Here is a 25,113-nt window from a genome sequence, read left to right as displayed (position 1 = left end):
TGAGCAGAAGTGCTCTGCTCCGTGATGTTATGGCCCGTCATCACCCTGTCATCTCTGAACTGCTCACAACACGTTTGCCATTCTTTTCATTCAGGAATGATTATCAGTTATGAGATCATGATAAATGTGTCTTTTTCGACAAGACATGTCGCGAAACGCGAACAAACATCTGGTGATCGTTGTGTGTCTGCGAATAGTGCAGAGGAGTCTATTGCGTGTTATCCGGATGGCATCGGCCTGATCCGGTTTGGAGTGTATACGTGCGGAAGCGCTGCTGATGATTGTTCGCTCGCCGTATTGTACGCGGTGCTCATCGGTATGCTCTCTGGGCACGCAAGAATACAGCTTATGGTCCGCATGCCGTTGTGACGGATTGATGTCTGCTTTCCGAAGTGTTCACATGATGCCCTGACGTCTGACATGTAGGCAAAACCGGACCTGCGGCTTCCGCCACTATCCCGGACATTGCCGCAGACGCTCATTAAGCCGAAAAGAAGACGCTTATGGCAAAATTTAAGTTAGGCTCAGGACCCATTGATTTGATTACGGAAATCTGATTCAGGCTCTGTGAGGAGACTGAAGATGAGTGATCTGTTTTGGCTGACGGATGAACAGATGGATCGTCTGCAGCCCTTTTTCCTAAAGAGCCACGGCAAACCTCGCGTTGATGATCGCCGTGTGCTGAGCGGCATCATTTTTGTGAACCGCAATGGCCTGCGCTGGCGTGACGCACCCCGGGAATACGGTCCGCACAAGACGCTCTATAATCGCTGGAAGCGCTGGGGCGACATGGGTATTTTCATGCGGATGATGGATGGCCTGTCTGCTGCGAAAGCCGAGCCCCGGACCATCATGATTGATGCGACGTATCTCAAAGCGCACCGCACGGCTTCAAGCCTGCGGTTAAAAAAGGGGATCCAGGCCGCCTGATCGGACGCACTAAAGGGGGCATGAACACCAAGCTGCATGCGATCACGGATCAGAACGGACGACCGCTGAGCTTCTTCATGACGGCGGGACAGGTCAGCGATTATACCGGTGCCTCTGCTCTGCTGGACAGTCTTCCTGCCGCACAATGGATGCTGGCGGACCGAGGTTATGACGCCGACTGGTTCAGGAACGCCCTGGAAGAGAAAGGGATAAAACCCTGCATTCCAGGACGGAAATCTCGCGGAAAACCGGTCAAATACGGTAAGAGAAAATATAAACGCCGCAACCGTATCGAGATCATGTTCGGAAGGATCAAGGACTGGCGGCGGGTCGCAACCCGCTATGACAGATGCCCGAGTGTCTTCTTCTCAGCCATCTGCCTCGCTGCAACCGTCATCTTCTGGCTATGAGTCCTGAGCCTAATCGCTTGGTATTGAATTTTTCTCAATCGTCACTTTAAAAAAATGAAAGGAAAATACCGTAGACAAAATCAGTTTTTTTAAAGTGTTCGATACCTGATAACAGATAAGATCCATTTCCGTTAAATACATAATTTGAAATAAATGTGTTATAATGGACACACCAAGAAAATCTCACTTCAAAATCGCATTGTTACCATTGCGCACAGGAGACATTTCCTTTCAGTTTTGTAATCGAAGATACATTGAGACATGAAATGAAGGGATATCTGCCAGCAATGAACACCTCTTTTCCAACGTTGGCCCGTCCGGGCTTTTCACTGAAACCCTCCCGGACTTTTTTGAAAATTGCCTTACTGGCTGGTATTTCCTACACAGCGCTTCCTGTTCCTGAAGCCTGTGCAGAGACGACGACGAAGCATCTTTCTGCCGCTCACAAGTCTGCTGCGAAAAAAGCAGCAGCGCCCCGTGCAACAGTGCAGTCCGCACGTCCTCAGACATCGGTTCAAGCCAAGCCCGTTACAGTTGCGCCTGTGTCTGCGCCCGTTCAGACAGTTACGAATGCCAACCTACAGCCAAGCACATCACCTGCAGCTGAAGTCGTTACCGTTACAGGAACGCGTCTTTCTCAAACGCGCCTGACGAACGTTATGGCTGGCTCAACCGTCGATGCCGCGCAGCTTCGTGCCCGTGGCTATACGGACATGGGCATTGCACTGATGCGTGAGAACACCGCCTTCACGGTAGGTGACAACTCCCCTATCGGTTCACAGGGCAGTTTCGGTGCCGGCCAGTCGTTCGTTTCTCTTCTTGGCCTTGGCTCACAGCGGACTCTCACCCTCGTTGACGGCATGCGCATGGTGGGTGGATCAACTGCTTCCAACTATGGTGCAGGCTCAGGCTCGCAGGTTGATGTCAGTGCAATTCCGACATCCCTGATCAAAAAGGTTGATACCCGTCTCGGTGGCGCAGGCGCGGCTTATGGTGCTGATGCTGTTGCGGGTGTCGTGAACTACCAGCTCGACGATCATTTCAAGGGTGTTGATTTCAACGCACAGGGTAACTGGACGCAGAAGCTGGATGCGCCGCAGGAAAAGATTACGTTCAAGGCTGGCACAGACTTTGACCACGGCAAGGGCGGCGTCGTTTTCGACGTGGAATATCGCAATGCTGGCGGCATGGTCGCGAATGACCGCCCCTATACAAGAGGCAGCCTGTCCACCACATACGCTCGACCTGCTTATGGTTCGACTACGCCATACGCGCGCGTACTGACGCCAGGCGTTCGTTTCCTGCAGAACTCAGTCACTGGTCTGCCGACCACAAGCGCAGTTTACGGTCAGCTTCCAGTCAAGGCAGGTAAAGCCGGATACGCTATCCCTAACGCCGCCGGACAGGCGCTGATGTTCAGCCCTAATGGCCAGTCTCTCGTGCCTATCACGTATAACTCTGCTGTGCAGGACGGACTTCGCGCTTCAGGCGGGAACGGCCTCGCACTGCAGGATTACAACCAGCTTTATGCGCCATCCGACAAGCTGAACCTGACCACGCTCGGCCACTATGATTTCACCGATCACCTGCATGCAACATGGCAGGGGTGGTATGCTCGCGGAACAGCGTCCAGCCTGGTTGGTCAGGGTACCTGGAACACGCCTCAGTTCGATGACCCACTGAGCCTGCAAAGCTATCAGACGAACACGGTCGTCAATGGTGCGTACAAACTCAGCACGAACAATCCCTACCTGACGCCAGCCGTACGCGCGCAGATCGTCAATGCTCTTCAGGCGGCAGGAAAGCCGACGGATACGTTCTATCTGTCACGCTTGAACCAGGATCTTGACGCAGGCATGTATCGTACCACCATGCAGATGTTCCGCTTCCAAGGCGGCCTGAACGGTGATTTTAACGCAGTTGGCCGTCATTTCGAGTGGTCTGTGAAGGGTGTGTACGGCAAGTACATGAACGACACCTGGGAACCATCTATTGTCACCCAGAACCTGACCAATGCGCTGAACGCCACGACGGACGCCAGCGGCAATATCGTCTGCTCTCCAGACTATACAAATTCTACGGCCGTCACACGGAGCTCCACCTGCTCGCCGTTGAACCCGTTTGGTTATAACCAGATGACGCCAGCCGCCCGCGACTACGTCATTTCGGACGCGCACAGCAAAAACACAAACGCGCAACGCGATCTTCAGGCAGAAATTCACAGCACGGTTGCCCACCTGCCGGCTGGTGATATCCGCTGGGACCTTGGCTATGAGCATCGTCGTGAAGGCTACAACTTCAACCCAGGCAGCTTCTTCCAGGGTGAGCAGCAGGCAGACGGCAGCTACAAGCAGTATGGCAATTCAACCGCCATCCCCATTACGTCGGGCGCCTATCACACGCATGAAGTTTTTGGTGAGCTGGATATTCCGCTTGTTTCCCCGAACATGCATGTCCCAGGCGTTTACAGCCTGTCCGCAACAGCAAACGGTCGCTTCATCAACAACAGCATGACCGGCAACTACTGGACGTACATGTTTGGTGGTGCGTGGTGGCCAACGCAGGATTTCGGTCTGTCTGGGAACTATGCCCAGTCCGTTCGTAATCCTTCCGTGACTGAGCTTTTTGCACCCCAGAGCACGACCTACAGCACAGCAGAAGATCCCTGCTCCATTGAGTACATCACCTCTGGGCCTGCGCCTGCAACGAGAGCGGCCAACTGCGCAAAGGAAGGAATTTCCAAGGGCGGTTTCAGCTCGAACATCAATTATTACACGGCGCAGGGCAAATCAGGCGGCAACGCAAAGCTGCAGAACGAGACATCTCACAGCTACACAGGCACACTGGATTTCCATCCGCACTTCGTCCGTGGCCTCGACATGACAGCCGCTTTTGTTGATGTCAAAGTCAACAATGAGATTACATCCCTGAGTGTCGGCGATCTGATGAATGCCTGCTATGATTCAGGTTCTTACCCGAACAACGCATACTGCAATTCCTTCAAGCGTGATTCAGACCACCAGGTTGAGAGCTTCACGTCCGGCTACTTCAACATTGCCAACCAGCACATGCAAATCATGCAGGCGAACATCGATTACTATGTTCCGCTGCAGCGCCTCGGCCTGCCGCAGTCTGCTGGCAACATTGAACTTCGTGGAAACTATTCTCACTACCTGCGCAATCAGCAGACATATCTTGGCAGCACGTATGTCCTGAATGGTGATACGACGTCTCCGAACAATCTGTTTACGCTGGACTTTAACTATACGCGTGGCCCGATTTTCTTCCAGTGGCAGACCATTTACTATGGCAAGTCCAAGTATGCCCTGCAGGTTTCGGACTATACGTACGAGCATAACAACCGTCCGGGATTTGCGTATTTCAACACAACTTTTGGCTATCAGATCACCAAGAACATTGATGCCAATTTCATGATCAACAACATTACCGGAGCACTTCCAAAGTATCCCGGCACAGTCAGCCTAACCCGTTATTATGATGCCATCATGGGACGGTCGTTCCAGCTAAACATCGGTGCTCATTTCTGATCTTTCGATTTAGATATAACACGAGAAAGAGGGGCTTCTGGCCCCTCTTTTTTTGTGCTCTCAGCCTCGGAGACGTCACGAAAACTTCGCACTTGCGTGAGAGAGATACTCTGTTTTCGTTGGGAAAATTCCGTTTAACTTAGAGTAAGCAAAAGCTCCTTGCTCAGATCCTCATGTACCCTGGAAGATTACGGATACGATGGTTCTGCCTGGCACTAAAGACATCGAATTCGATCCGGCACCTGAACACATATGTTATTTTTGAACAGGAGAAGCTCCGCTCTGACAAGGCGTATCTCAATGTCGCAATTTGTGCTGCAAGCGCAGATCATTTGAAGTCTCTAAAAGACCCCGGTTGTTTAGTCTCGGAGTTTGATGGTGTGATATTTTCACGTGAGTAGAAGGAAGCCTAATAGGGCAGATACGCTCAAGCCTGAACTCAAGATATAGCATTATAATGGAACCAAACATAAAACTGCAAAGTGTAACTCGCTGGATTAAAAATAAATTTTAATTTCCATAATTCGGCTTGGTGATGGTGACAATTATTACCTAGCGCGATAGATGCAATTGATTATTTCGGTGGAACGAATTCAATAGCGAGGTACAGACTGTTGACGAAGATTTTCGCGACAAAGAATGCTCTTGTTCTTATGACCTGTCTTTCCGGCGTTGGATATGCGGAGGCCAGAGCCGTTCATAAACACCAGACACATCCCCGCATAATGCAGGGACATAGTGTGGCATCCAAGATCCAAACGCCTATAAACAGCTCTAAGGCAATTGTTCGCAAGCAGCCTGTAACAGCCATTTCGGCGACTTCTGATGAGAGCGTCAGCGTTTCTGCACACCATTCACGTGGTGGCGGTATGATGCGCGTGGAGACCGCGCCCTACGCCGTTCAGACCGTGACCAAACAGTATATTGAGATGAAGAGCCCAACCGGCACTGCCCTTGATTATATTCAAAATCTACCGAGCATCAGTGTCTCGACTACAGATACTTCGGGGATCCAAGGGGGGCAAATTCAAAACCGTGGCTTGACCGATAGTGATATGGGTCTCCTGATTGACGGCGCACCTGCTCAGAATGCTACATATTTGACCGAAGATATTGATTCCGAAAACCTCGATAGCGTTAGTATTCTGCCTGGATCCACTCCCGTTGACGTGCCAGCGACTGCAGCAGCCGGAGGCGTGATGAACGAGGTAACACATGACCCGTCGCACAAATTCGGCGGCATGACGGATTTCTCTTACGGAACTAACAACTTGTCGCGCGAGTTCCTGCGTCTTGAGAGCGGAGATATCGGTAATACCGGTGTACGTAGCTTTCTTTCTTTTTCTAATACCCATGCCCGGACTTGGGTAGGGGCGGGCATCAACAACCGTCGTCACCTTGATTTCGGAATGCGTAAAGATTGGCAAAATGGATCTTTTGCTCGCTTCTTCCTAAGCTGGAACAATGAAGATTCCGTTGTTAATAACTACCCCACAGCTTCGCAATTTTATACCTTTAAGCATACCGGTCAAAGTTATGGGCATACTGCAGGATTCGATGCCAAGAACAATGACTACTGGAAGAACAACCTCGATATCTGGAACGAAATATTCCTCACTGCCCCCATACACGCTGTTGTTAATGACAAGTTGAGCTTTGATCTTAAGCCTTATTATAACTGGGGACGTGGCTGGGATGGTGGCCCCAATGGCACAGCCAGCGCAGGGGAATATACTTATAGGGATGGTACGGCTATTGCAGCGGGAACTCCTCTGACCAGCTACTACAACCAGACTCTGTCGATGAATGTTGGTGTCACTGCACAGGGTAACTATGATATCGACCGCCATAACCACTTAACGTTCGGTTACTGGTATCAGAATTCTAACTCTATTGCTTATTTCCCAGTCAGTGTGACCAAGGCCAATGGCGTCAATCCTCATCCCGACAACTTGAATTATGCTGTGTATTCTGATGGTGTACGTAGCAACTATGGCAGTAATTCCGGATCAGAAACTCACGCTCTTTTTATTCAAAACACAGCAAAGTACCTCAATGACAAGCTCCAGATTGATGCGAGCTTCAAATTTGTGATGTCGAATATCTGGACAATGTCCGCTGCTACTCATAGCAACGCCCATGGAGAGAACATCACAGCCCCTCTGCCACATTTTTCGATTAGCTATCATTTCAATAGTCATCACCAGATCTATATTAATGCCGAAGGGGACTTCCGTCAGCCTAGCGCATCTGCGCTTTCTGTTGGTGCTTCGTCTGGAACGATGCCCAAAAATCAGTATTCGATCAAAGAAGAACTGGGATATCGCTACAACGATAAGTACATCAATCTTGACCTAGATCTGTTCAATTACAACATCACCAATCGCCTGCTCTCTACCTATCTCGGTAACGGCGAAAGCGGCGTCGTCAATGCAGGCAATCAGACCATTCGTGGTTTTGATATCATGTTGGCTGCTCAGTCCTATCATGGCATCAGCCCTTATGTTTCCTTTGAGTACCTCAATGCTCGCATGGACACGAACATCGCGGCGTCTGACGTTTACGGCGATCTTACCGCCTTCCGCACTAAAGGGCGTCAGGCCCCCATGGCACCGCACGTCATGGCAAATCTCGGTGTGACCTATACCTACAAAGGCTTTTTCTCCAATGCCACGCTTCATTATACAGGCCCACAATCTGTGACGCTGGCGGGTGACCAGAGAATTCCAGGTTACATCACTAATTCTCTGACGTTAGGGTATCACTTCAAACCTATGGGTTTTGCCAAAACGCCCACAATTCGACTGAATTTTACGAACCTCACAGGCTCTATTGTCCGCAGTGGTGCTGAAGGCGTAGGCACCAATATAAACGCAGTTCGACTTATGAATGGCAACCTCTCTGCTACAGGAACTGGTGCTCAGTTCTATCTCGTTCCACGGTTTAGTATGACCGGAACCATTTCTACTTCTTTCTGATTTTTGCAGCGGATGCCTGTCATGTCGTCAATTGCTTCTGGCATGACAGGATCGAGAGAGGAAGAGAGCGCCAAAAGCCGGAAATCAGGCGGATGGCATCAAACCATAGTTCTTCAAACCCCTCGATTCTAAACTGCTGGCTGTAAACTATCCTTGAGCAAGGTTAAACCTTACGATGCAAAGCTTGGGTACAGATCTCAAACAGCGTAATTTCAATCGGAATCAAACGAAAAACATTCTAGTTGGTATAACAAATATTATGCGACATAATTTTTACTGCTCTATCGACAAAATGCAAGCTCCTTTATTTGCTCGACGGCCACAATCAAAGACAGGATATTAGACTGGGGTACCTGCGCCTGGAACGATAGGATCTTCTGCAAACGGTCGGTTCAGGATGCCAAGCACGTCGTCTGCAACGTAAATCCGATTACGAGCATAGCCAGTTCGTTCTCTCAGAATCCCCGCCTGGCAAAGCTGGCCAATTGCTGTGTGAGCAGCTGGTGGCGTAATCGACAGCAAAGTTCCCAGCCGTGGAGCCGTCAGAACCGGATAATCCCTAAGGATATCAAGCGCTCGTAGCGCTGCTGATCCCTTTCGGAATGAACGACGGGTCAACCATGCAGTATTCAGGGTTCTGAGAGCTTCACGGGTGATGCGTAACTCCTGAACCGTTTGAACAATGGCATTCGATACAAAGCCGATCAGAGGAAGCCAGTTTAGTTTCTGCTGTGCTTGTTTGAGTGCTGCATAATAAGCCTGTTTGTGGAGCTCTATATACGGTGAGAGATAGAGCGGAACTTGTTTCTCAGCTGCCATCATCAAGGGTAGCAGGAGCCGGCCCACGCGACCATTCCCGTCTCGGAACGGATGAACAGCCTCAAAATGAGCGTGGGCTAACGCCATCCGGGTAATCAAGGATTGGGTCATCATCTGCATCCCATCTTCCCGCATGTAATCCAGGGTATCTTTCAGAAAATTAGGGACTTCAGCCGGCGGTGGAGGATTATAGACGGAATAGGCAATATGCCCATTGCCGCCGATCCATACGACCTCCTGTCGGAAGTCTCCCGGAGTATCCCGGTAGGACGCATCATGGCCGAGTACACTCCGATGCAGGTTCTGGATCAGATCGACCTGAAAGATTTGACGGCCCGCAATAAGAGCCGATGGCACGAACCGCTCCAGAGCCAGCGCGTAATCCCGAACCTGTCGAACCACCTGCCCCCCCTGATCGTCATCTTCGTCAGCAATAAGAAGTTCATCCAGGGTGCTATGGGTTCCTTCCATCGCCGAACTGCTGACAGCTTCACGGCGGCTGAGAATACGACTGATCTGATAAGGGTCTGGAAGAGAGCGTGCAATCTCATCAGCCTGTCCCAATGCCAGCTGGGCTTCGGAATGCACTGCTGTGATTTCTTCAAGAGGAATTCCTTCCTCCGGAAGAGGGAGAGGAAGCACCCCGTAGTGATGCTCATAAGGGGCTGGAAGACGCACCAGACGCTCACGGACACCACCGGATAGTTCAGTTCGCTTCATGGCCCAAAACCTTTATCAGAGAACTTAAAAAACAATCTTATTAAAGGTTACTAAAGAAAGCTTTCAATAATTTTCTTTTTTCGAGCCTGTGTGAAAGGTTGGCGGATATGGATGCGATCAACATTCTGTCCTGACGATAGACAGACGACTGCTGCGAAATTAGGTGTTTGGTCCCGTGGTTTGATGGTGTTGTATTTTCACGAGAGTGGAAGGAAGCCTTATGGGACAGAGACGTCATGGCAGCGCCACGACCACGCACGCCGTGCGAGCAGCACTACAGCGATCGCAGGCTTCGCTCGCGTCGCTGAGCGAGGAGTTCGGGATCAACCCGAAAACAGGTGCAAAATGGCGCAAGCGCCAGACTGCCGAAGTCTAGAGTGCTGAGGGCAAGCTGCACCTTTTCGTTGCCATCGACCGGACAAGCAAATTCGCTGTCACACAACTGGTCGGGAAAGCCGATCGGAAGACAGCCTGGGAATTCCTCGAACATCTCCTGATGTATGATCCCTTATCGAGTTCATACCATTCTGACTGATAACGGCATCCAGTTCGTCGAGCAGGCTCGTAATCGCAATACGGCATGGTCGCGTCCCATACGCTTCGACATGGTCTGCGAAGCCCACGGGATCGAACATCGTCTGACGAAACCCAATCATCCCTGGACGAACGGTCAGGTTGAGCGGATGAACCGGACGATCAAGAAAGCAACCGTCAAACGCTTACATTACGACAGTCATGAGCAGTTGAGGACACACCTCAACGACTTCATGGCAGCTTATAACTTCGGGCGAAGGCTCAAGAGCCTTAGTAGCCTCACACCTTACGAATACATCTGCAAAATATGGACTTCAGAGCCAGAAAGATTCATCATCAATCCAACCCATCAAACCCCGGGACTAAACAACTAGCATATATCTGCACCCGTTTTATGTATCACCCCTCTGATGAAATTATTATGGGATATTGCTTCCTCAATGGCGGCAATCACATGGCCCGAACTAATATACCGTGTACACTCGAACTGTCGGGGGGTGTCTTTGTGGCGAGGGCAGAAAAGAAAATTGCTGTGTTCGAAGGGATGACGAATATCGTGCCAGCAACTATTACATACATGAGTGTTGAAGACTCTATACGGCGTTTCGAACTCATTCGTCGGATGGGTAAAGCCGGAAATCATCACAACAGGTGTTCCTGCAGCCCAAGCAAGCCAGCTTAACCCGCTTGAGAGACCAACAAAAAATTCCGCATGCTTGAGCCAGTTGGCGCGTTCCGAGAGAGGGCGAGCACCAGTTTGATCTTCGCATCCATTCGGAATCTGGTTCCAGTGTAGGCCTTGTCCCCAGACCATATCTTTATCGATACAAATAACACGATAACCGGATCGTTTGAGGAATTCTATGACATCATGCCATCCTTCGGGATTGTTCCAGTATTTGCACTGAGAACTTGCCTGCGTCGCAATGACGACATATGGCTCCTCGATTGGCCTTTGACCTGAAATAACAAGTTGTGGACGTTCTTCCTCCGGAGAAACACCAAGGATATATCCTGCAGTGCGATGAAGTCCGACCATCCGGAAATCTGCCGGCTGCCAGGAATTATCTTCATCCTCAAAGAACAGGCCAAGATGATACGTTGCGTAGTATTCGTTGTTTTTTAAGAGATAATCTTTTCTCAGAATGAAAGTGATATCTGGATAGGCTGGCTCCAGAAGCTCCTTCATCTGATCTGCGAGAACAACAACAAGTTTGCATCCATGTTGTTTTTTGAAGCGAGCCGCGTAGGTGAACCATGCAATGCTATCACCAATGGTTCCGCCCGGCATCAAGATAGCGACAGGCCGATCAGTGGCATCATAAATATGAGAAAAAATGAGCACCCCGTCCCGGAATACTTCTATTTTTGCCCTCAGATAGTGTTTTTTTCGGCTGTCAAAAGTGCATTTGCTTCCTTCTCCATCGAAAAAAACCGTTTCGGTATCAAGATCAAAGAAGCGTACGCGCCATTTTCCTTCCGGAACCTGAACACGCAATCCAATATTGAAATCATATCTGATTCCTTCTGGCCCCTCCTGTGTGGGTATGGCAGCAGCAGCCAGAATACCGCCTTGATTGTCCGCATCACCCGACGAAGCTGAAGTTTCATTCGCCTTGTTTTGATCAGCGTCTTTCAAACTGGGCGCAGGACCTGCTGAATCAGGAATTTTGCCAACCTGCAGAATGGATTTGAAGATGTCGGCCGCCTTTGGGTCGGTCATGGCATAACCTCCAGAAGGTTGGGAATTGTCTTGATAATGTCCATGACCTGTTCTGGAGCGATCAGTTTGGAACACTCGAATTGCCTGGGTGTCCCCTCATGGCGCGGGCACCAGAGGTAATTGGAGGTATCGAGAACGCAGCGAATATCGTTTGAGCAGCCGTTGCAGGCATGCCAGTTTATGACGCGATATGGCGTAGAAAATTCATTTTCCGGTCGGGTAAAACCACTGATAAGCACAACAGGCGTTGTGCCTACGCACCAGGCGAGCCAGCTTAATCCGCTGGAAAGCCCTATGAAAAATTCGGCATATTTTATCCATCGCGCCCGCTCAGAAAGCGGAAGTGCGCCTGTTTTATCTTCCGCGCCAAATGGGATGTGGTTCCAGACAGTACCGCTGCCATTAACGTGTTCTCTGTCAATACAGAACACACGATACCCTCGGGTCTTTAGCTCCTGAATAAGCTTTATCCAACCAAAAGGATTATTCCAATATTTGTTCTGGGCTGATGCCTGTGAAGCAATCACCACATACGGTTCTTCAATAGGCCTTCCGCCCTCGCCTATTGTAATTTTTGTAGGGCGAGAAATGCGCGACAAGCCCAGTATGGAAGATGCATTCCCCTCTAAGCCTGCTTCACGATAGTCTACTGGACTGTGATTAAGCTTATCGTCGCTATAAAATACAAGGACAGTGTAGCTCGCATAGTATCGAACGTCAGGATCTTCTTCAGATACGAGTTTGAGAGTAGGATATTCATCCTGAATGAGGGTTCTAATGTCGGCCCGAATATCGACCGTCAAATCACAGCCGTGCTTTTGAGCAAATGCGGCAGCGTGCCCGAACCACGCAAGATGATCTCCAATACCACCTTTTCGCATATCAATACGGACTGACTGGCTTTTCAGATCCATATCGTGACTGAAAACGAGTTTGTCGTCTTTTCTCACCTCAATCCCGAAACGCACATAGTAACGTTTCGCGCTCTGCACAAACCCATCGTTGATATCCTGGGAAAAAAGAATTGTATGGGTATCAAGATCTTTGATGATCACATGCCACTGACCTGCGGGTACATAAACGCGGCATCCATCATTAAAGTCATATCGGATCCCTTGAGGACCCTCCTGCGTCAACGAAAAGGCGCTGTGTGTGGCATTGAGGGTGGGATTCTCCACAATCAGACCTTTCCATGCGCAAATTTCAGAATACGAACCTGAGGAGTTCCTGCTTGTACGTAAAGCTCTTCACCCAGCACATTCGGATGCTCTGATTTGAGGTATTCCCGCATTTCACCTACCCGAATTTTTCCACTTGGTGTTTTGAGCATGCTGCCCACGCGCAGAAAAACGACCCGACACTTCTGCACTGGAAAACGCTCACAGACTGTTTTACCGATGCTTTGCCCCAGAGCTGTTTTATCCACTTCCGAAGCGGATGGGAGTTCAGTAGCAATAACCAAAGGAGCTTCCTGATTTCTGCTCTCAAGAAATACCGTTGTTGAGAACATGCGGATGTCATCCGCATACTTGGTCAGGCAGGCAATAATATCTTCAGGGTCGAGAATATTTTCGCCAACCGTTATGCGGTTATCCTGACGTCCCACGACATACAGTTCTCCATCACACACAAACCCTCTATCCCCAGTTCGCAGAAATGTTCCCTGCTCCCCAGCGACCCCGCCACCAAAGACCCGTTCATTCTCGGCTTTACGATTAACGTATCCTGGAGAAACACCTGGGCTCTGGATCCTGATTTCACCGACCCGTCCATCAGGAAGTTTCTCGTTCGTCTCCTCATCTGCAATGACTATACGGATGTCTTCAAAGATCGCGCCGCAACTCGCAAGTTGGCGCTGATCCAAAGGTTCTTTGGAGGCGGTTGCCTGTCCACAAGATAATGAATGTCTTGAGAACGTCTGAAATCTGACGCCCTGACCGCGTGTACTGGCCGTCACAAGTAACGTTGCTTCTGCCAACCCGTAGCAGGAGAAGAATGACTGGCTATCAAATCCAACGGGCGAAAATTTTCTATAAAAATTCTGCATCGTGTCCGGGCGGATATATTCGGCACCGTTAAAGGCAATCTCCCAGCATGAGAGATCCAGACCATGCAGGTCTTCATCATCAATCGTGCGGGCACACAGGCCGTACATAAAATCAGGACCACCGGACAATGTCGCGCGATACTTGCTGATAGCCCTGAGCCATCGGACAGGCTTTTCAGCGACATGTTCCGGAGCCAAGAGAACGCATCGTCCTCCCGTTCCGAGTGTAATCAGTGCGCCACCGATAAGTCCCATGTCATGAGACAAGGGGAGCCAGTTGACCCCACAATCGCCGCGTCGATAGCCAAAAGCTTTTGCCTGTCGAAACAGGTTATGAGCAATATTGCGGTGTGTCAGAAGAACACCACGAGGCGTTCGTGTAGACCCGGAGGTGTATTGAATAAGTGCCAGGTCGTCAGAGTGGGGAGTAAAAGTCTGCGTCCCTGCTGGAAGTCTGCCTGAATCGGTAGGGATCCAGAGAAAACGGCTCCCGTCATCCGGAGGTCCACAGACTTTTTGAAATTCTGCCAGAACAGATTTGTTGCCAATAACAGCAGACGCCTCTGAATCGTCCCTAATCGCAAGAAAGCGGTCACGGGCTCCAAAGGCTTTGGGATGGACGCCAGACACCGGGATAATACCCGAGACCAGACATGCCATCAGGCCTCTGATGTAATCCAGACTGTTATCGTAGAGAAGGATAGCCCGCGCTTTTTCAGGAAGAAGGCGCTTGAGCCAGCTTCCAAGATCTTTGGCGTGTTGATCCAGTTCGATGGCTGTGATGCCATCCGTTTCGTTTTCGCCATCTCCCAGAAGAGTATAGAGCTTGAGATCCGGTGTCCGCAGAGCATGGAACCTGAGGGCATCAACGATGGTGTTTTCACGCCAGTCGAGGACGTCTTCGCCGTCAGGACCTTGTGTCGTAATGAATGTTTCGCTCATGGGAGTTTGGCCCCCTGCCCGATTTTGATACGGTTCAAAAGAAACTGGGACATTTTCTGGATACTCTCATCGCGCGCGAGAACCAGAATGGAAACTTCGACACCGAATTCGAGACGCAGGGCCGTCTGAAGTTCAACCCCGGCAAGGGAGTCAATGCCAAGTTCAGACAAACGTGCACGCCCGTCGATGGCGGACGGATCAAGGTGAAGAGTTTGCGCAATCAGGATCTTAACCTGATCGACGACGTACGGTAGCCGCTCATCCTCGGGTAAAGTGACAAGGGTAGCCAGTCTTGCACTCGCTCCCGCAGCATTATCTTCAGCCAGGCGAACCAAGGAAAACCTCGCAGCCTGTTCTGCACCGAGGAATATTTGTGTCCATTTCTTCCAGGCAATGTCCATGCAGGCAACAGACGGAATCTCAAGCTCCAGCATACGCGGGATCTCTTTCAAGGCCCGTTGTGCAGACATTCCCTTGAGCCCCGCAAGCTCCAGCGCTTTGGTTGCCGTTTCGTTTCTGGCCAGCATTCCAACATCGCCGATAGCTCCCCAATCGACCGAGAGGGCTGGTTGCCTTTTCTGCCATCGGTTTTCTGCGATTGCTGTCAGAACAGTATTGGCTGCGATATACGCACTCTGCCCGACATTCCCCAACTGTGTCGTTGCTGAAGAATACAGGACAAAATAGTCCAAACTCAGATCGGAAGTCAGGCGATCAAGAATGATGGCACCCTCTGCCTTGGGGCGCATGACGTTCGCAATACGCGCAATATCAAGATTTTGGAGGAGCGCATCATCCAAAATGCCAGCACAATGGAAAATGCCTTTGAGCGGCACTTCGTCTTTGCTTGCTTCCTCAATAATACGACGCATGGCGCTTTCGTCAGATACATCGACCTGAACGGTTCGAATGTCTAAACCGTCAGAACGCTTGACCTGAATGTCTTCAAAAACATCTGTGTTCTCCAGAGGTGTGCGTCCGAGCAGCAGGAGATGTCGGGCTCCGCTATTTATCAGCCACTGGGCTGTTGCCCAGCCAAAGCCGCCCATGCCTCCTGTGACCAGATAGAGATTATCCTCAGAAATTAGGGGCTTTGGTCGCGGTAGAGGGTAAGCCCAGAGGTCTTCAAGCTTCTCATAATCAATGACAACCTTTCCGATATGCTTGGCCGAGGCAAGGAAGCGAAAGGCGTCTGACGTATGGGCAGCGGGAAAATCTGTATACGGTAGGGGTTCAACAGCCCCTGTTCTAAGAAGTCCCGCAACATCCTCAAGCAGTGACCGCATCAGTGCCGGACGTTCAAGCATCATGCGATCAAGATCTAGAGAAAAGAAGGTTAGGTTCTTATTAAATGCTGCGAGCGACAGACCTTTGTTTTCGATGATGTCCTTCTTGCCGATTTCGACAAAGCGACCGTAAGGCGCTACCAGAGAAAGACTGTGTGACTGCCCCTCACCCGCCAAAGAGTTCAACACCACATCGACGCCACGTCCGGCAGTAGCCGCCTTGATGCCGTCCACGAATGCCAGAGAGCGAGAATCAAAGACGCCGTAGCAACCAAGTTTCAGAAGATAGTCACGCTTCTCTGCACTTCCTGCCGTTGCGAAGATCCGCGCACCAATTTTCTTGGCCAACTGAATGGCAGCCAGCCCGACACCACCCGTCCCCGCATGAATGAGAACGGTCTCACCTTCGGATAACTGCGCCAGTCTAGAGAGACCATAATAGGCTGTGATGAAAGCTACCGGAAGAGTTGCCGCTTCTTTCGGCGCTCCAAGCCCCTGAAGTGGCAGCGCAAAAATGGTTTTTGCATCCGCCATAAAATGAGAGGCGAAGCATCCGGGCCAGGATACGACATATCGAGCGCCCACTTCAAAATCCGTAACGTCTTCCCCAACAGCCAAGACTTCGGCTGAAGCCTCCATGCCGAGTGTCTCGCCATGAAAGGTATCGTCGATGACGCTATCCGGAATGAGGCCGGTCGCTTTCAAAACATCTTTGAAATTGAGCGCAGCAGCAAGTGTTCTAAAAAGTACCTGCCCCGGACCAGGCTTCTCCAGGACAATGCGTTCATAATGTAGCTTGTCAAAAGATCCGTTGGAACCAATTGCAAGTTTTACACCAACAGAGAGGTTTTCAGACCTTTCAGTCAGGCTATAGGGCGTTAAAGCTGGCTCGCTCTTTTCATCTGAGGGAACCAGTCGGCTGACAGCGCGCCCATCGACCCTGAGTAAAATGTCATCTTCAGCATCTGTCTGCATAATTTCTGCGCAGAGATGCCTGAGGATAGCAGGCTCAGCGTCAGCCCAACCAATGTCGACGATACGCAGGGAAAGATCCGGCCGCTCTGACGATATTCCTCGAGCAAAGCCGCGTAATGCGGCCTGTCCTGTTTTGACCGAAGCGCCTTCCTTCTCTTCAAGGGTTACAGCTCCCCGTGTCACCACGATGAGACGTGTGGATATGGTTGTGTCGTTAGAGCCCGTGTTGAGTGCTTTGGTGAGATGCAAGACATCTTCCAGAGCCTCAATGCCTGTCGGTTCGTTTCCATCAAGGTTGGGGATGTAAAGAACGACGTCATAGGTCTGTTGGAGAGAGTTTTCCAGACCAGTCTGGTCAAGGGTATTGAGTGTATGGGCATCGACCATAACCCCTTGTTCGGAAAAAATATCCTGAACCTGGCCAAGGAGAGCAGCATCGCGTCCGAAAGCAGCCACAGACAGAGGTTCTGCAAATAAAGGAAGAAACTCGGTTTTCAGCCAGGTCTGTCTATAGAGACGTGGAATGACGTCTTCTGCAGTGCCGAGCTTCAGTTTCTGAATAGCCTTTGCACGAAAGCCGATGATTTCAGCAACCGGATCGCCATTGGGGGTGTAAAGCCTGATATCACCTTCAATGCCTTTGTCAGTTCGCTTCGTCAGTGTGGTGAACGCTATAAGGTCCTTGTGTTTTTCCCCATGGTAACGGATCTGGCGTGCTCCTGTCGGGATAAACACCCGTTCCTCTGCCGGGTTGTACCCCGCACCGATGAGCGCCTGAAAAGCTCCGTCAAGGAGAGCGGGGTGGAGGAAGTACTCGCTGACGTCTTCTTCAACATCATAGTTGAGCGTGGCAACGGCAAGATTTTCGCCAATTTTCAGATTTTTGACGGTCTGGAAACATGGTCCGTACATAAAACCATGTTCTGCAAGGCCGGCGTAAAACTGATCGGTTGGGACATTGGTGTGAGTGTCTTTGTACAGATCGTCGGGCGTGACGGGTGTGGCATCCCATGGAATATTGCTCAGGACGCGCATTTTCGCGTGCTGGACCCACTCTTCGTCGCCCTCCTCTCCCTGCGCGGACGCAACAGTAAGAGTACGCGTGTCGGCATCAAAAGCCCAATCCACTGTCGGCGGCGTCAGGCCGTCGAGCAGTAACGCCTGACCGATTTCGAGATCTTCGATAATGGCGACGTCTGTCCGCTCGATCTGACGATGGACCGCAAGACCTCCCTCGATATAGCCAGCCGCCGGGAAAAGGCAGATCCCGTCAACCTTATGGTCTCCTAACCAGGGCATATAGTTGCGGTTGATGTCCGCAATCCATGCCGGGCGAGACGCACTTACCGGAATACCGAGAACAGGGTGGACAGTTCCATCAAGACGGTCTCGTCGTGACAGTTCAGTTTCAGCCCAGAAATAACTACGGGACCAGGGATAGTGCGGGAGGGGGGTTCTGACGCCGCCTGTCAGCAAGCCCCAATCGAGAGGCACGCCTGCCATGTAGAGGCGCGCAATGCTTCGGGCAATCGCCAGGTTTTCCGGATCTCTGCGCGTCAGACTAGGAATGATAACGGCATCACCATCAAACTGTTGAGCTGTTTCGCGGATGAGACCGCTCAGAACAGGATGGGCGCCGATCTCCAGAAAGACGCGCTCACCTTTGTCGAGGAGATCCTGTATCGCGTTTTGAAAAAGGACAGGTTTCCTCGCATTATCAAACCAGTAGGCTGCGTCGTGTCTTTCAGAATTCCCCCACCGTGTTCCGGTGACCGTCGAGTAAAGGACGTCAGAAGCAGCGCGTGGCGAGATGTTGGCTAATGCGGCTGTAAGGTCATCATGGACCTCATCCATCATGAAGCTGTGGTAGGGAATTTCAACACGCAGAAGGCTATTGAAAATCCCGTTTTCATGACAGTCCGCTGCGATCGCCTTAAGGGCTTCTTCGGTACCTGCGAGGGTACAGGACTGCATGCTGTTATAAGCAGCGATCGACACGGAATCCGCATACGGGCCAAGAAACCGCTGCGTTGCGGCCTCACCAGACAGTCCGATGGCAAGCATCGTCCCACGTCCTGCCAGACGTGCCTGCTGCTGACTGCGATGATAAATGACGGTCACGGCGTCTTCGACGGTCAATGCACCGTCAATATAAGCCGCTGCCACTTCACCAACACTGTGACCAACAATTGCAGACGGCTCTATGCCATGAAGGCGATAGATTTCGGCAAGAACGACCTGAATAATGAAGATGGCTGGCTGTGCGACAATCGTTTCATCAATCCTTGATGACGAACGATCAGCAAGAATTTCATCAATGATGGACCACCCGGAAAGCTCCGAGAACAATCTGTCTATGCGCTGCGCTGTTTTGAGAGCTTCAGGCAGGGCGTGGCGCACAAGATGCTGCCCCATCCCTTTCCATTGGGATCCCATTCCTGAGAAGACAAAAACTGGTTTGAGGTGAGGTCCATTCCGTCGACGTCCTCTCACAATTCGCGGTGAGGTTTTTTCATCCACGAATTTGCGGAGTTCCTGAACAAGCTCCTGCCGGTCCGAACCGATAATGACGGTCTGAGATTGGAGGGGCGTCCGGTTAGCTCCGGCAGAGAAGCAAAGATCTTCGGCGTTGGGGCCGCTTTCCCCCTCGAGCAAATCTGCGTAGGCCGTCGCAAGTGCTTTCGCAGGGCCATCTCCCATTGCATTGATAGGAAGAAGCAGTGCGTCCGAAGGTTTGAGTGCAACCGAACGTTTAGGAGAATGTGCTGGTGCAGATCGCAGAAGAGCCACAGCGTTCGTACCGCCATAGCCGAATGAATTGACACCGACATGCACCTGGCCGGTCTCCGCGCTTAGAGACGCCATGCGGTGTTGCGGAATTTTTAGCCCAAGCTCATCAAAGGGAATGGCGGGATTGAGTGTTGTAAGATTTGCCTGCGGAGGAATGGCATTATTCTGCAGGCAGAGAACAGACTTGATAAGCCCTGCAACGCCTGCGGCAGCTTCAAGATGGCCGATATTGGCCTTGATGGAGCCGACAACCAGTGGTTGCCCTGTTGGGCGTTTCTGGCCGATCGCGGTTCCAATGGCGCGGGCTTCGATAGGGTCGCCTACAGGTGTTCCTGTGCCATGTGCCTCAACATATCCAATCTGATCGAGAGTGATTTTGGCCTTCTGTGCAACTTCAAGAAGAAGGGCTCTCTGTGCCTCTTCGCTGGGCATGGTGAGCGACAGGGTGCGCCCATCCTGATTGATGCCCGTTCCTGCGATGACAGCATGAATGAAATCACCGTCTTTCTGAGCATCGGGAAGTCTCTTGAGAATAACGATGCCACAGCCTTCGCCACGCCCATATCCGTCAGCATCTGCGGAAAAGCTTTTGCATCGGCCATCTGCTGCAAGAAAATGGCCTTTTGACATGGTAATGGATGCAGGCGGTGCAACCATGATGTTGACGCCGCCCGCGACCGCGACGTTGCTCTCGCCTGTCAAGAGACTGGTGCATGCCTGATGAATGGCGACGAGTGATGATGAGCAGGCCGTATCAATCGACATGCACGGCCCCTGAAAGCCGAGATTATGTGAGATACGTGCCGCTAACATGGTGGCGGAGGCCGCGGTGGCGGCAAAGTGATCCGTAATCAGCGGGCGGTTCAGAGGGGAACCACAGGCGACGAGCCAGTCCAGTGAAAACGTCCCGATGAAAACGCCAGTACGGCTTTTGGTCAAGGACGCAGGAAGAATCCCGGCGTCTTCCATGGCCTCCCAGACGACTTCCAGTAGTAGTCGCTGTTGGGGGTCCATGATCGATGCTTCGCGTGGGGAAATCCCAAAGAACAGGGGGTCCATCTGATCAATCTTCTGACTGATGAAGGAGCCACGACGCATGTATGTCTTGTTCGGGGTTTCATATTCGGGGTCATAAAACCGCTTGATGCCCCAGCGATCAGCAGGAACTTCGGAAGACGCATCCTTTTGTTCGCAAAGGAATGTCCAGAGATCCTTGGTGGTTTCAATACCTCCGGGCAGTCTGCACCCAATACCCACGATGGCTATATCGTTACCGTACTCGACCATGTGAGTTTACCTTTTCTACGCGTCGTCGAATGATCGTTTAAGGAAAAGAGTGCCAATCAACTCGCTTGGACGGCTTGTGCCAGAGCAGCACGGTCTGGTTGACCGCCACTCAGACGCGGAATTCCCATCACGAAAACTGCGGCTGCCTGAGGAAGCGAGGGATAGGACTGGCGCATCCAATCCGATAAGTCTTCGAGCCTGAAATTCTGTTGGGATACCAGCGCGATCCAAGGTGACGGCAGACCTAATTCGTCTGGGACAGTGAACATCGCTGCGTCGGTTATGCCTGAGCATTTCAGCGCATGGGCATCGAGAGCGTGCAGGTCGAATTTCTCCCCACCAAAATTGACGAGATCATCATGACGCCCATGAAGATGAAGAACGCCATCCTGAGTGAGAGAGCCTTTATCACCCGGATAGAACCAACCGTTCCTGAACTGCTTACTGGTACCTTCAGCATCGTCAACATATCCGGAAACAACGCCGGTACCTGAAATTCTTACCTGCCCTATGGTTCCAAAAGGCACGACATCATCGGCATCATCAACGACCTGAAGATTCACCCAAGACAGGGCTTTGCCGACAGCATCATCGGAAATCGCTAAGCCGTTTTCAACCGTGGCGATACCGCACTCTTCAGCGCCGTAAACAACCTGAATGTTGGGTGTTAGCGTAGTGCGGATACGCTCACGCAGTTCATTTGGAAGCTTACCGCCCGCAACTGTGAGATAAAGACTCGTGAGTGGCTCCATCCCTGGAGGAATTTGATCCAGTATTGCGCTGATATGAATTGGCGAAGAAATGGCGACTGTCGGGACTTTCTGGGAAAAAGCAATCCCAAGCTCACGTTGTTGCAGCATTTGTAATCTGGCCCCAGAAGCCAAAGCTGAAATGACAATCAGGAAGCCTGTTGGGGTTGTTGGTCCAAGTGTTGGAACCACGCGCAACTCGTTGTTCCGATATCCATAAGTGGACAGATCCTGAAACACGAGATGGTAAACAGATATTTCGATATGTCGTGCTGTAAGGTTGATTTTCTTCAGGGCACCGTTGGTCCCGCTGACAAGAGCAACACGGACCACATCATCTGGAAGGACTGCAATATCTCGAACGATAGAGACTGCAGGTGATGCGGTTATGTGTTCGAACCAAATTTCATCCAGCACAAGTGGCTGCGCAATCGGCAAATCAATATTTTTTTCAAGAAGTACAATGTCTGGAGAAAGGACATTGAGAGCTTTTTCAAGCGTTACATTAACTTGATCCGGCAGGGACGCAGAAGCAATCCCAAGCTTTGAGAGAGCCAGAACAACGAGCCAGTGACGATATGGGTTCGTAAAATGCACCCCTATCACTTTAGGTGCGAGATCCCGTAACTGCAGAAGTGCTGCTGCAGTGCGATTTACATCCTCGGCAAGTCTCCCGAATGTCGCCTCACCTTCCAGCCAAGTCATTGCGATTGAAGCTGGCGAACCAGCTGACTGAGCCAGGGCCAGACGTTCCAGCATATAAAATGACCTACCTTTCGGAGAGGGACAAAAGAGATACAAAAGTAGCGCACATTATAAAAATGCACGCCACTTCGGTATTAGTTAATAGTTTTTAGGATGCGACAACCTTTTTATTGTCTCTGTCCTGATCAATCAGGACATATGGACCCGCGTGACGGATTTCGAGAGACAGGATAGAGAGGTTGAGCTTTTCACGGTGCGGCAGCTTCAGAGTTGCGTTACCGGTTGTCCAGCGACCATGTGGCCCCTCGATACCATTCCAACCAGCGAGATGGGCATCAGACAAGTGGCTCGTGATGAGTTGCTTGCCGTTACCTTCCCAGAGCTGGATTTCACCGATGTTCACACCGAAGTAGCGACGGTCATCAACCATTGGACCGACGACATCGGACGGACGGGACGCACGGGATACAATACGGACTTCATCAAGGCCCGCTGGCAGCATGAAGACGACGCGACCATTTTCCGTGTAGCGAGCAACGTTAATGCGATGACCTGCGGGTGTAACCAGATGAAGGTCTGCATCGTTAGTGAGTTCAAACGGTGCTGTAACCTGAGGCAGGGCAAGCTCTGCTGCGCGATCTTCAAGCGCACGGTAGACAGGCTCAACCAGTTCACGTGCTACTGCGAGTGGTGCTGCAGCTTCCGTGCTCCAGTCACGACCGGGGCCTGCCGTAAGGCGAACGACCTTACCCTGCTGACCGAATTCCTGACGGTTCCCCGTGTCGAGGTAAGACTCGGTTAGGGCACCATTGGACCACAAAATGGAGTGGCTTTCGGTTTCAACGTGATAATAGTCATATGTCGTCAACGTGGTGTCGTAAAACACGCTTTTACCGTTAACGAGCATACGAGCCGGGATGAAGCGACCATCGAAGTAGAAACAGTGTTCCGGCGTGACCAAGAGATCCTGGTGTGGCACGCCAGTGGAAATTGCGTCTTTAAGAACCCGGACAGGATAGCCAGCTTCGTCAAGCGGCAGACCTGGTTTGACGTGTGCAGTCTTTTTGCCAACCCAAACAATAGGTTGAATAACTTCACGACCATCAACATAAGTGACGACATTGTCACCAATATTCAGGCTCTCAACAGTCGCTTCGCCGTTATCCGTACGGATAAGAGTACCTGCCAAGAAGCAGACGAACGTCAAAACCGTGCTGCCGTCCGTATCCTTCGTAACAATGAAGTAATCATTGGAAGAGACTGCACCTGTGAAAGTGGTGGTCCAGGTTTTTCCGCCTTCAGTAACGGTCAGGACACCATTGCTTGAAAGATGGACCGTTCCACCAGAGGCGTAAGTCAGATTATCTACATCGATGACGGCGCCAGAACTGATAACTGTGTTGGTAAGGCTTGCACCAGAATTAACGACAAGGGATCCTCCGGAGAGGATGCTCATCCTCGTTACGGTTGCGCCGGAGGATACAATTTCAACACCCCCCTTGTTGATGGTGCCGCCCGAAGCATATCCGCCATTTTCCACAATAGCGGTGCCGCCTGCAGAAATGGTAACATTGAGCAGTGAGCCGCCGGAGTCCGTAATTTCGGTGCCGCCGTTTTGGACGCTCACTCCGGATGCAGTACCGCCGCTTGTAACTTCAAGTCGTCCCGCCTGAACAACTGCACCATTCAGGATACCACCGTTATTAACGGTTCCCCCAGCAACAGTAATGTTGTTGATGTGCGCACTAGGCGAAGCAACGGTTGTGCCGCCACTACCAACGGTTGTCTGATTTGCGGTAGCGCCGGATAGAAGGTTCTGAACACCGGAACTGTTGACAGTATCAGAAATTGAGAGGCCACCGGCAGAGACATACTGCACACCGTGCACAGTAGCATTCTGACCGGTGCCACCACTGGCGATAATTTCTGTACCACCGGCACTGATTGTACCGCTGTTAATAAAGCCAGGACCATTAAGAGACGTAATACCCTTGCCCGTAAGGGCTTGCGCAGCAGAAGTCTGCGACATGTCTCCGACGTAAATTGCACCGCCGTTGGCCACATTGAAGTTGGTAATGGTTCCTGAACCAAACGCCAACGCAGCCGCACTGGTAGCTACAGCAGCGCCAGCAATTGTGCCGCCCGATGCAAGCAGCGCACCATTCGTTGTGGCTGTAAGGTTTGTACCAGCATAATTACTGCCAGCTCCACTTGCAATAATCGCTCCGTAGGAACCGGCGGTCGCACCTGACAAGCCACCGTTTTTAATATTACTGTAATATGTCTGTACGTAGGTTGTACCTCCGGATGACGTTACTGTACCACTGATTGTACCGCCATTCGAAACACTTCCGGAACTCGCATTATAGAAATATGTAGAACCAGATTGGTAGGCCATTCTCTAATCCTCTTTAAGAAAAGGGAGCGAGAAGCCTAGACTCCCTACGCTTATCGCCGCATGATTAACTTATGTTAACGGGTTATTTTTCGTCAACAACGAAATTGTAACTATATTAGCTCCGCCGCTTAAACACAGTTACTAGGTGTTTAGTCCCGTGGTTTGATGGGTTGGATTGATGATGAATCTTTCCGGCTCTGAAGTCCAGATTTTGCAGACGTATTCGTAAGGGGTAAGGCCACTGAGGGTCTTGAGTCTTCGCCCGAAATTAT

Annotated in this window: 10 protein-coding genes and 2 pseudogenes; 4 read left to right on the top strand and 8 right to left on the bottom strand. The window is 51.1% G+C overall.

Translation table 11 applies throughout. The annotated features are described in order from the left end of the window. The first annotated feature begins 582 nt into the window (after positions 1 to 582). From HKD32_RS13970 to HKD32_RS13960, 3 genes are all read left to right on the top strand, one after another. Positions 583 to 1,340, top strand: a protein-coding gene (locus tag HKD32_RS13970; protein ID WP_194258329.1) for an IS5 family transposase whose coding sequence is annotated in 2 segments (ribosomal slippage) — positions 583 to 916 and positions 916 to 1,340 — 759 coding nt in all. Because the reading frame shifts where the segments join, the coding sequence is not laid out codon by codon here. Between the two features lie 287 nt (positions 1,341 to 1,627). Next, on the top strand, positions 1,628 to 4,888 hold the full coding sequence (locus tag HKD32_RS13965) for a TonB-dependent receptor (RefSeq protein WP_061928616.1): 3,261 nt from the start codon (positions 1,628 to 1,630) through the stop codon (positions 4,886 to 4,888). A 653-nt stretch (positions 4,889 to 5,541) separates the two neighbouring features. After that, positions 5,542 to 7,866: a TonB-dependent receptor gene (locus tag HKD32_RS13960; RefSeq protein ID WP_382385110.1), complete on the top strand. Its 2,325-nt coding sequence runs from the start codon at positions 5,542 to 5,544 to the stop codon at positions 7,864 to 7,866. 339 nt (positions 7,867 to 8,205) lie between these two features. Here the strand turns inward: HKD32_RS13960 and HKD32_RS13955 are convergent, their stop codons facing one another. Then, positions 8,206 to 9,405, bottom strand: coding sequence for a Fic family protein (locus HKD32_RS13955; protein WP_061928610.1), 1,200 nt, complete (start codon positions 9,403 to 9,405; stop codon positions 8,206 to 8,208). 220 nt (positions 9,406 to 9,625) lie between these two features. On the opposite strand from HKD32_RS13955, the pseudogene HKD32_RS13950 reads away from it, so the two are divergent. Then, positions 9,626 to 10,313 (top strand): annotated as a pseudogene (locus HKD32_RS13950) (integrase core domain-containing protein). Here the strand turns inward: HKD32_RS13950 and HKD32_RS13945 are convergent. From HKD32_RS13945 to HKD32_RS13915, 7 genes and pseudogenes are all read right to left on the bottom strand, one after another. Next, positions 10,310 to 11,662, bottom strand: coding sequence for an autotransporter strand-loop-strand O-heptosyltransferase (locus HKD32_RS13945; protein WP_061928606.1), 1,353 nt, complete (start codon positions 11,660 to 11,662; stop codon positions 10,310 to 10,312). The pseudogene HKD32_RS13950 and the gene HKD32_RS13945 sit on opposite strands and share 4 nt — an antisense overlap. Beyond that, a complete protein-coding gene (locus tag HKD32_RS13940; protein ID WP_061928604.1) occupies positions 11,659 to 12,840 on the bottom strand; it encodes an autotransporter strand-loop-strand O-heptosyltransferase in 1,182 nt (393 codons plus the stop codon). The genes HKD32_RS13945 and HKD32_RS13940 overlap by 4 nt, the downstream gene beginning before the upstream one ends. Positions 12,841 to 12,842: 2 nt before the next feature. Beyond that, a complete protein-coding gene (locus tag HKD32_RS13935; RefSeq protein WP_061928602.1) occupies positions 12,843 to 14,651 on the bottom strand; it encodes a fatty acyl-AMP ligase in 1,809 nt (602 codons plus the stop codon). Continuing rightward, complete coding sequence (locus tag HKD32_RS13930) at positions 14,648 to 20,989, bottom strand: type I polyketide synthase (protein ID WP_194258328.1); 6,342 nt, start codon at positions 20,987 to 20,989, stop codon at positions 14,648 to 14,650. Before HKD32_RS13930 ends, HKD32_RS13935 begins: the two co-directional genes overlap by 4 nt. A 56-nt stretch (positions 20,990 to 21,045) precedes the next feature. After that, positions 21,046 to 22,497, bottom strand: coding sequence for an AMP-binding protein (locus HKD32_RS13925; protein ID WP_194258327.1), 1,452 nt, complete (start codon positions 22,495 to 22,497; stop codon positions 21,046 to 21,048). A 94-nt stretch (positions 22,498 to 22,591) separates the two neighbouring features. Continuing rightward, a complete protein-coding gene (locus HKD32_RS13920; protein WP_061928596.1) occupies positions 22,592 to 24,841 on the bottom strand; it encodes a Hint domain-containing protein in 2,250 nt (749 codons plus the stop codon). Between the two features lie 141 nt (positions 24,842 to 24,982). Continuing rightward, positions 24,983 to 25,113: pseudogene (locus tag HKD32_RS13915) on the bottom strand (IS481 family transposase); the annotation flags it as partial.

It is taken from the genome of Gluconobacter japonicus, from assembly GCF_015244665.1.
Lineage (GTDB): Bacteria > Pseudomonadota > Alphaproteobacteria > Acetobacterales > Acetobacteraceae > Gluconobacter > Gluconobacter japonicus.
The sequence above is the reverse complement of the archived record's forward strand: the minus strand, read 5'-3'. Positions and strand labels throughout refer to the sequence as shown.